This window comes from Paenibacillus xylanivorans (genome assembly GCF_001280595.1).
Classification (GTDB): Bacteria; Bacillota; Bacilli; order Paenibacillales; family Paenibacillaceae; genus Paenibacillus; species Paenibacillus xylanivorans.
Genome location: NZ_LITU01000037.1, coordinates 1 through 8,764, shown reverse-complemented (window position 1 = coordinate 8,764; position 8,764 = coordinate 1). Strand labels below are relative to the sequence as shown.

Here is an 8,764-nt window from a genome sequence, read left to right as displayed (position 1 = left end):
TTCCAATCATCATCAAAACCGCCTATGGACATGAAAATCGTTTCCGAAGCTTTCGTTTCCCCAGGTTCCAACGATCCGACGACACTTTCCAGCTCCAAGAACCATTCTCCGAAACGCATTCGGTGGCTGCCGGACCAACAGATGCCGTACGCGGTTTGGCCGCTGCGGGCAAAGAGCCACGGTTCACTGAACTTGGCGCCGTCCCAATATTCATGATCGTTCCCGTGGGAATCGGTCATTTCGACGATGCGGCCGTCGTAAGGCAATACCAGCCGGTACAAGTCCGAACCGATACGTTGGGAGATCCAGATCTCGCGTGCGACTGGCGCCCCGGAGCTGTTTTCCAGCTCATGCCACAGCTTCACCGTTCCGTCGGCATAGAGCAGGGTGCAGAGATACAGCAGAAGTTGGGGAAAAGCGTCCGACCTGTACGTATGGCGGAATCCGATCGCGCCGCGCTCTTCGCAGATTTCGACCCGCAACGGCTTCTTGCGTGTAAATTCACTCGAATACGGTTTGCCGATTGACGGCGGCAACAGCAGAATTTCTTCATCTTTCCGGCTCACGGTCCGAAACGACATCTCGTTATGCTCCTTGTCGTAATGGAGACTGTACCCGCCGTTCCAGGCCATCCAGCCGCTATCCGTTTCTCCTGCAACCATCGCGCCGGGCCCGCCGAAAGCGCTGCCGGCAGTAGAGGTAAACAGCACCTCGGGCCCATTGTCCGGAACGGCCCGAATTTGCGGCCGAGCATGGTAGAAGCCGTAATCCAGCAAGCGGTAAGGAACGGCCAGCGAGACCCGCTCTTTCGCTTGTAGCCTTGTTTCGAAGGTTTGCTGTTCGAGAGCAAGCCAGGCGGTACCTGGCAGGGTGAAGGAAAACGCGGCCGGCTGCGCAAAATGATTTTGTATATCCAGATACAACGTATAATTACCGCCCGTCGCATGTCTGACTGCGGGAACGCTCATTTTGACGCTGGCCGGAAACTTCGGTACGATGCCGACCTTCAGCAGCGCTTCAGCACCATTAATACGAACCCGGGTCTGTACAGCTGGGCAAGTGCGCCATTCGCTCTGCGGCTCCTCGATCGCTCCGACGAAAAAGCTCGCGGAGATCTGACGTTCGCTTTCCACCAGCAGTTCTTCCTGCCAATCGAAAGCGATGTTGCGGTCCGATTCGCCCTGGAGCTCGAGTTTGAGCGGCGCGCCCGATTTATTGACAATGCGGTATTCGACTTTATAATCGTTGCCAAATACCGGTTCGGCTTGCTCAGCCGTAGCGGATAGCAAAAAATCTTCCGTCTCGATGAGGCAGATGCCGCGGCTTCTGCGTTCAATATCGACGCGTAGCGACCGACCGTTGTCGTTGGCCCAGGCGTAGGTGTACGTCTCGAAGCCGTTCTCCTTCTGCCCGTCCGGTTTGATTTCGATCGACCGCATCAGATCGGCATACCAATCGAATTCCCGAAAATAGGGGGCGGGCGCTTCACAGGCGGCCACCTGGGGGATAAAATTCATAAAATGTACCACATCTTCGCGGTCTTCCCAGAAGAACCCGCATCTTTTGTACAAGGGCACGGCTTTCATATTCGCTTCCCAGGTATACAAATCGACGCGCAGCCACCCCAGGCGGATCGTTTCTTCAACCGCCCGCAGCACGAGCCGTTTTCCAATTTTATGGCCGTGAAAATCCGGCCGAACGTTCAACAGCTGAATATACAGCGCGCCGGTATCCTCGCGATATTCGCCCAGGCTGCAGTATCCGACGACCTCATGATTGCAGGTAGCAAGAAACACCGCGATGGCGTCCGAGTTTTCCTCGCTTTGGCGGACTTGTTCGGCCGAACGGACGGAAGACCCTCCCCCCCATTCGTCGTTACTGCGGTTCCACATTTCAGCTACATTTTCCGCATAATCGGGTTGATAAGGCACAATATTTACATGCGTCATGTTTTCACCTCGTTTAGAATAAAAAATAGAAGATAATAGCTCAACTTTCAGTACGACCAAGCGGAGGTTATGAAGTTTAGCAGGTGGAAGTCCTGCTTGGAAATTTAAAGCCAAGCCACACTATTTTCCTGTATATGAGTATGAAACGCCAATTGCTCTTACAGGTACTTGGCACACGGATTATACCTGAGACGTAAGGCCTAGCTTATTTTGAGCTGGGCAATTTTTCTTGCTAATCTAATACATTGTCTACTGCTTACAGAAGAAATCCAATTAAAATTTGGATAACCGACAGCTTTCTAATTCATTCATCTGCACATTGTATATTATTTTATTTGAGACCAATCGACTAATAATAGGATAAAGTTTTCTTACATCAATACCAACAACTTTACGGCCAGGGTAAAGTTGTTGGATGATATCGTTTGCTATCCTATTATTAGGTTCATTATAGTTAGGTACCAATACTGCTTTATTATTTAGCGCTTTGAATTGTGAAAACTAAAGCTATCGTAAGTAATTGCCAAAGTTTCATCAAAAATGCATTATAACCTAAATAACTGAGGCCGTGTGTACACCAACAACCTTGGAGCCCTCTCTTATTATTTGCATCACTTACGTACTAAAAAGTATATTCGACCATTTTCTTCAGCCTTCTCCGTCAAAAGTTTTGTTGTCAAAATAGGATCTACTACGCCTACTTCGTGCTCATAAATAGCTTCCTCCGGATATTCCTTCAGATTAGGTTCTATTTTGATGATCTGTTGCCGACTTAATTTTTGTATACGAGACTCGTCAATATTTGTAGGAACTCCCCATATCAATACTCCGTGCCAGTTTATCTTTAAATCAGGCAATCAGGCAACTCTTTTTCTAATGCATGATATTCGGCTAACGTTGCATCATACAAATGCCGGAATTTTATTAAAACCCGGCCCAACGGATTAATCCAAGCGAAAGATTTTTCGGTAACTTCACATGCAGTTGTTGAATTGTACTCGATCAAAGTGACATCCTGATATGTAAAAAAGATTTTCTTTCAAACTAGACAACTCAAAATATTTACAATAGAACATGATCAAACCAACATTATTCAACATTGAAATTTGAAATAATGGAGCAGCATTTTTTCCAATATTGTAAAGCAAGGTATTCTACTGCTGTTTTTTTCTAGTATTAATATTGACGGGATAAGTCTGTCGAAATTAAGAGAAATTATAAGAACAGTGAAAATCTATAACATATCCATGGTTATTTATTTTTTATTTAAAAGTTCTAAAGCTAACAGTCAGACACATCAGAAATTACTTAATAAATTCTTCACGCCAACTTGTCTGCCTCTAAGGGCAGCAAAAAGATAACTATATGAATGAAGAGGAGCACTTCTATGCGATCGATCAAGCACGAGATCTAAGTCCCATCTCCTTGTGCACTAGGCACACTGGACGGTATCTGTAAATGGACTGGTATTCGAATTACAGATACCACGGCGCCACCGTATGATTCGAATGTCTGCCCCAAATGGCGCCGTAACCGGTGAGACTCAGCCTGGAGAAATCGCGGAATTCTTTAATAAAATGCACATGATCGCGGCAGCCGCAAGCGATCGGGATATCCGCCCAGTCGACGGAGCTCCGCCGTTCATCAGATGCAGTGCGCTTTGAAATCGGAACAGGTGGCGTTACTGCATTCCAGCAAGTCGTTGCGAAGTGATTCGGCCGCGCTACCCCAAATCGCCTCGAGCGGAACGTGGATGTTATGCAGTTCTCCGACAGGACCCCCGTTATCGTTCTCTTATATGCCTTCGTGACAGTGAAAGCAGTAGAATCATCGTATATTATGGCTCTGACTCATCCCATCATCCCATATGATGAAGAATAAAGCTCACCCGCCGCGTAACATCGATTTTGGGCATTTCGATAAGTTCATAATCCAGCTTTCTATATGTTTCCAAAAGCACTTTATAAGTTGCCACGGCTTCTTCAAAGCTCTGGGTTCTCTCCCTATCGGTTTGGTAGATGTCTTCCCAAGGTGGCAAAATAAAAACGCGTTTGTTATACCTGTATTTCCGGGCTTCTGATTCTACTTTTTCTGAAATCGGAACGTCTATTAAAGAAGAGTACGCAAAGGTATCTGGAATACCTCGATCAAAAAACAACATTTGCTCGGGCCGATGGATCATTGCTGACAGGTAACTTTCAATGGATTTTCTTAACATCAAGTCACGATATCTCGTTGCATTTTTCCAAGGCAGGGCCTCACCATTGGCAGCCACCTGTGTTTGTATGATCTCCCTTGCGACTTCCGGAACGTAGCCATAACCCTTTCTCTGTATTTCATTCAGCAGCGTTGTTTTACCGGAACCAGGCCCACCCGTGATCACAACAAAATCTTCTCTGATTAATTTATTGTCCATCATTTCGGTTGCCCCCAAATCAGTTAAATAGAGTCTCGGTTGTTATTAATGTCGAAAACGGCAGCTTTCATCAAGCAGTCGGTTCCATTGCCGAATTCGCCTTCCAGCCAAGACACATATGCCTTGTCGATTCTTAAAATCGAGAGAGCCGATAAGGCTCCAATTCGATTCTCGGCACGCGGTCGATCATCTCGCTCGCAGCCAGACGGGCAATCAGTGGCGCCAGTGTTATGGCGGAGTGCATCACCGTCAAATAAATCCCCTTTATGCGATCATGGAAACCTACGATCGGATACTCATCTTCAGGTATCGGCCTCATCCCGACCTTGATGCTCTCCAGTTCTAATTGCTCGCCGCCCTTCAGACTGCGACGCAACGTTTCGAGCGCCCGCTTGCCAATCGCCTCCGGTCCGTTTTCTTCCAACTCATCGATATAATCTTCCGCAGCCAGGAGCGTATGGTCCGTCAGTTGCCGCGCTTCAAACTGCGCATTCGAAATTAACGTGCGGATAAGCCTATCTGCCGTTTTCATACGAATCAGAATGGAAGGCGACGGAGCTACCGGCACTGGACAGCCCAACGGCTTGCAAAGTTCGGGGACAGCGGCCCCCCGTAGCCAATACCACCACATCGGCTTCCAGAAACTCCGCAGACGTATGGACGCCGGTAATGCGGAAGCCTTCTTGCTACAGCTGCGTGACGTTCGTACCGAACTAAACCTTTTCTCCGTACTCCCGCGCCTTGTTCAACAGCAGCTCCGTCGTCCGTACCGGGTCCACAGCACCTTCATCACCCGCGAACGTCGCTTCATCCGGATATTCCTTCAGATTCGGTTCCAACGCTTCAAGCTGTTGCCGATTCAGTTTTTGAACGCGAGTATACTCCATAGGATCCGGAACCCCCCAAGTCAACGCTCCATACCAACGGATTTGCAGTTCGGGCAGCTCTTGCTGAAGCACATGATACTCTGCCAATGCCGCATCATACAAATGCCGGTATTGGGGAGCGATCCGGTGTACCGTATTGATCCAAGCAAACGATTTTTCCGTGACTTCACACGCCGCAACCGGATGCCGTTCAATGACTGTCACAATTACTTGATTTTCGTTGTATCCGTTATGACATCATACCCGCTTCCGAATATTAAGTCACCGAACGACTACGTCGACCTTTTGATACGGAACGGGCTGCAATCTGATACCCGAAATCCCGCTCAAAGTGGAATATTCGTTGACCGCGTATGAAGAGAGTTTAATTCCCTTGATGGAGTTGATGAATCGATGGGGTGAGGCGCATCAAAAAAAATGTTGGCATCTCGATCTGGCCACTTGTAGGTTTGGAATAAAGTTTGATTAAAAGCACCTCCCAAGCCCACATCCGTTTTGAGAAAAAAATTGATCAAATTGGATTCTATCTTTGTGAAGTATTGTTCAATTTTTATAAAAAAGTTTGATCATTTTCTACTGTTGATCTTCAACAATCACGTTCTTTAACGGAATAAAATTTCAGTTAAGCGAAAGGTGGTTTCATCCCTTCATTTAAAACAACTTTCCCTTTATTTCCGTTTGGAGGATTCTGCAATATCTCATTAATCAAATATAGTTCATAAAATTTCCTTTGTATTGTTATCGCTTTTCCTGGGTCTTGCTAAGACAAGATTCTATAGAGTTTTTCATATGATTAACAAGTGCTGTCACCTCGGAATCCAGTCCTTCCCACTTATCAACATATTCTCCTCGATAGGCTTTTCTGGCTAGGTCAAGTAAAGTCGAATATTCTTTCGGCAACCGAGGTAAAGCCCATTTTGCAGCCAAATCTTTTGGAGAAATTTCACCGATAGACACTGTCTGCCACATTCGAGCCAGGGTTAAAATTACATTACGCTCATCACCTTTGATACCCTCAATCAACCCTGGCAAAGACTCCTTAATCGCTCTTCGAATATCTGTCATCGGAACGGGGTCAAGTATATCTAAAGCATCAGGACCAAAAAGAGAAATGCTATTCTTTCTCGCTTGTGCTAAAACAATAGCCAAATCAGGGTCATAGGTTGGGTCCTGGATTTGTCCTTTCTCAAACACACTCCTGAGCCACTCACCATAGGTAAATTCATTTCTTGGTGGATATCGCCAAGGTACAACATCGCTATGGTTTATAACCGTGACTTCAATTGGCCTCATAGAATCTGTATTTCCTATCTTTCCAGATATAAGCATTAGTCTGTCTGTTAGTTTTTTTCGAGTTACTTCAGGTAAACTATTATTCACGACTACTAGGACATCTACATCACTGTTAATGCGTAAGCCACCATTTACTGCAGAACCAAATAGATATACCCCGACTATCGAACTTCCAAGCAACTCCTCTACGATTTTTAATGCTTGCATCGCTTGTTTTGGTATTTTTTCGTTACTCAAATCGCTCATCAACTGCAAACTCCTCTCCTCTGATTATGTTCGCATAATGCACGTTTATATTGGTTTCATTGGTATTCAATTAAATGACTGATTACTGATCAAAAGAAACATTTTTTACAGAACATTTTATCAAACTTTGATATAAATTATCGTTCTTTATTTAAAATGATCAATCTTTATTATAAATTATCAAACTTTATTTCAAAACCACACCACTCATCGCTCGCCTCGCTGTTTGATCGGCAAAGCGGCGCATACCCGAAACCGCCGGCTCAGACGCGGTTCTTCGGCGGTCGCGAGTTTGTGTGGCTACGTCAACGCCTGGACGGTGTCCATACGCAGCTGCGCGCTCTGTCGGCAACCGTTTGTATACGCTATTCGACCCGCGATGCTGGTACATCGCGGCAGACAAAGGCCGGTAGGTAACCACGGCGAGATTTCTATCGGAGAAAACCTTCCGGGCGGTTCCCCAGTAAAAATGTTTCGTCGAACAGACTCATAGTCGTTGATAGCCATCGTTAAGATTTAAAGCAAAATTTACATTGGTGAAGTAAGAATTGCACATACCGCAACGATTCCAAGAATGATCGTTATGGTTCTCTGCAAAGTTCTCTTCTCCTTACTAAAGAGGAATCCGTATATTAGAGTATCTTAGACGTGTTCAAATGGTCATTAAACGGCGTCAAAGCCCAAACGTTCACCATTCTCTGCCCCGATTGATTTTCCAGTAATAGGGCAAAATCTCTTTCAATAAAATAAACGTATCGTTTTCAACCTCAACAACCGCTTCTAAGTTTTCTTTTGACAGCTGACTAATGAGCTCACGGCACCGCCCACACGGCGGAACGGCATTTCCTTCTGAATCAACGGCAACAAAAGCCTTGATTCGATGTTCGCCATGTTTCAGCATTTCTGCAACCGCTGCATGTTCTGCGCAAAACCCCATGGAACAAGCTGTGTCTATGCTAATTCCTGTCTAGATATTACCGTCTACCGTTTCTATTGCCGCCCCACACTTCCGTACGCCACGAAGTCATTTAACTCTTTTGGTGAAGTCACCTCAGCTGCTATTTTTTTCAATTCCTTGCTATTCATACGTATACACTCTCCCTTTGCAAGTATTATCTGTCTCCAATCACCGGACCGTTGAATACGATCATTCCATAACATAACGAATCAAGCCGCTACAATGTGATATTGTTCAACCGTTGAAATTGACTCATGTAAAACACAAACTTCCGATCCAATAAGCCAATGCCGCCCAAATGAAAATGATGAGGGCATCTGTCACCCCATTTTTCGGTTTCCCCTGCTTGCTTCGTTCTTCCACTTTTGTTCAGCAATCCTCAATGACAGATGGCGGATCATTTTGAGAGCCTAAGAAATCATTAACGAACCGTCCAATACCAAATCAAAGCTTTCTTCTCTACTTCTTTCACAAACTCGTCTTTTCCGTCGCCATACCCTTCGATATCATGAGGATATTGTTGAGCCAGTTCACTTTTCAGTTCACCATAGTCCTTCGCAACTTCAGGATGATGGCACAGATAATCGATAAAAACAAGATGGCGCTCGATTTCTTGAACATGGTCAAATGGAAAGGCATGGATTTGATGGGTCCGGTCGTCTCCTCCTTTGCGATAGTATCTTCTGCCGCGGATCCCGAACTCGCCCATCACTTCGTAACCAAGCTGTTCAAACTGCACCGTGTAACGATCCAATGCGTGAATGTCATGAACCACAAGCAAAATATCAATAATCGGCTTCGCCTTCAGCCCCGGAACAGCCGTGCTTCCAATATGAAAGCTGTTCACCAATTCACCTTCGAGAAATGTTTTAATTTCGCGTTCTTCCTTCCGATAGTCTTTTTTCCAGGCAGGATTGTGTTCGACAACCTTGATATTCATAAGGATCTCCTCTCATTCTAATCGTATTTCTACCTTGCGATTTCAGCCAGTGGAGTCGGGAGAAATCACATCCCA

10 protein-coding genes and 1 pseudogene are annotated in these 8,764 nt (G+C 45.7%); 1 reads left to right on the top strand and 10 read right to left on the bottom strand.

What is annotated here, in order from left to right:
- The 6 genes and pseudogenes from AMS66_RS05640 to AMS66_RS33500 form a co-directional block, all read right to left on the bottom strand.
- The coding region (locus tag AMS66_RS05640; RefSeq protein WP_160319669.1) for a GNAT family N-acetyltransferase at positions 1-1,949 on the bottom strand (1,949 nt) is incomplete at its 3' end.
- A 273-nt stretch (positions 1,950-2,222) separates the two neighbouring features.
- Positions 2,223-2,432 (bottom strand): annotated as a pseudogene (locus AMS66_RS31595) (agmatine deiminase family protein); the annotation flags it as partial.
- 128 nt (positions 2,433-2,560) lie between these two features.
- Positions 2,561-2,806, bottom strand: a complete 246-nt coding sequence (locus AMS66_RS32940; RefSeq protein WP_053779865.1) for a hypothetical protein — start codon at positions 2,804-2,806, stop codon at positions 2,561-2,563.
- Between the two features lie 1,001 nt (positions 2,807-3,807).
- Positions 3,808-4,368: an AAA family ATPase gene (locus AMS66_RS05630; protein ID WP_053779864.1), complete on the bottom strand. Its 561-nt coding sequence runs from the start codon at positions 4,366-4,368 to the stop codon at positions 3,808-3,810.
- A gap of 130 nt (positions 4,369-4,498) precedes the next feature.
- Complete coding sequence (locus tag AMS66_RS33505) at positions 4,499-4,945, bottom strand: FAD-binding oxidoreductase/lyase (RefSeq protein ID WP_236703215.1); 447 nt, start codon at positions 4,943-4,945, stop codon at positions 4,499-4,501.
- Positions 4,946-5,078: 133 nt separating this feature from the next.
- The gene (locus tag AMS66_RS33500; protein WP_236703214.1) at positions 5,079-5,456 is read right to left on the bottom strand and encodes an FAD-dependent oxidoreductase; all 378 of its coding nucleotides are present in this window, start codon (positions 5,454-5,456) and stop codon (positions 5,079-5,081) included.
- A gap of 103 nt (positions 5,457-5,559) precedes the next feature.
- On the opposite strand from AMS66_RS33500, the gene AMS66_RS34650 reads away from it, so the two are divergent.
- The gene (locus tag AMS66_RS34650; protein WP_082350580.1) at positions 5,560-5,721 is read left to right on the top strand and encodes a winged helix-turn-helix transcriptional regulator; all 162 of its coding nucleotides are present in this window, start codon (positions 5,560-5,562) and stop codon (positions 5,719-5,721) included.
- Between the two features lie 269 nt (positions 5,722-5,990).
- Here the strand turns inward: AMS66_RS34650 and ant(9) are convergent, their stop codons facing one another.
- The 4 genes from ant(9) to AMS66_RS05610 all read right to left on the bottom strand — a co-directional run bounded on the left by ant(9) (position 5,991) and on the right by AMS66_RS05610 (position 8,689).
- On the bottom strand, positions 5,991-6,791 hold the full coding sequence (gene ant(9), locus AMS66_RS05620; protein WP_053779863.1) for an aminoglycoside nucleotidyltransferase ANT(9): 801 nt from the start codon (positions 6,789-6,791) through the stop codon (positions 5,991-5,993).
- A 187-nt stretch (positions 6,792-6,978) separates the two neighbouring features.
- Positions 6,979-7,212 (bottom strand): hypothetical protein, encoded by a 234-nt coding sequence (locus AMS66_RS32235; RefSeq protein WP_144424418.1) that lies wholly within the window; start codon positions 7,210-7,212, stop codon positions 6,979-6,981.
- 267 nt (positions 7,213-7,479) lie between these two features.
- A complete protein-coding gene (locus tag AMS66_RS33495) occupies positions 7,480-7,692 on the bottom strand; it encodes a cytidine/deoxycytidylate deaminase family protein (RefSeq protein ID WP_236703213.1) in 213 nt (70 codons plus the stop codon).
- Positions 7,693-8,170: 478 nt separating this feature from the next.
- The gene (locus AMS66_RS05610; RefSeq protein ID WP_053779862.1) at positions 8,171-8,689 is read right to left on the bottom strand and encodes a GrpB family protein; all 519 of its coding nucleotides are present in this window, start codon (positions 8,687-8,689) and stop codon (positions 8,171-8,173) included.
- Positions 8,690-8,764 lie beyond the last annotated feature (75 nt).

Excerpts from the sequence above, each read along its gene's own strand:
- AMS66_RS05630 (WP_053779864.1), bottom strand. The coding sequence starts at position 4,368 with ATGATGGACAATAAATTAATCAGAGAAGATTTTGTTGTGATCACGGGT.
- AMS66_RS33495 (WP_236703213.1), bottom strand. The coding sequence starts at position 7,692 with ATGCTGAAACATGGCGAACATCGAATCAAGGCTTTTGTTGCCGTTGAT.
- AMS66_RS05610 (WP_053779862.1), bottom strand. The coding sequence starts at position 8,689 with ATGAATATCAAGGTTGTCGAACACAATCCTGCCTGGAAAAAAGACTAT.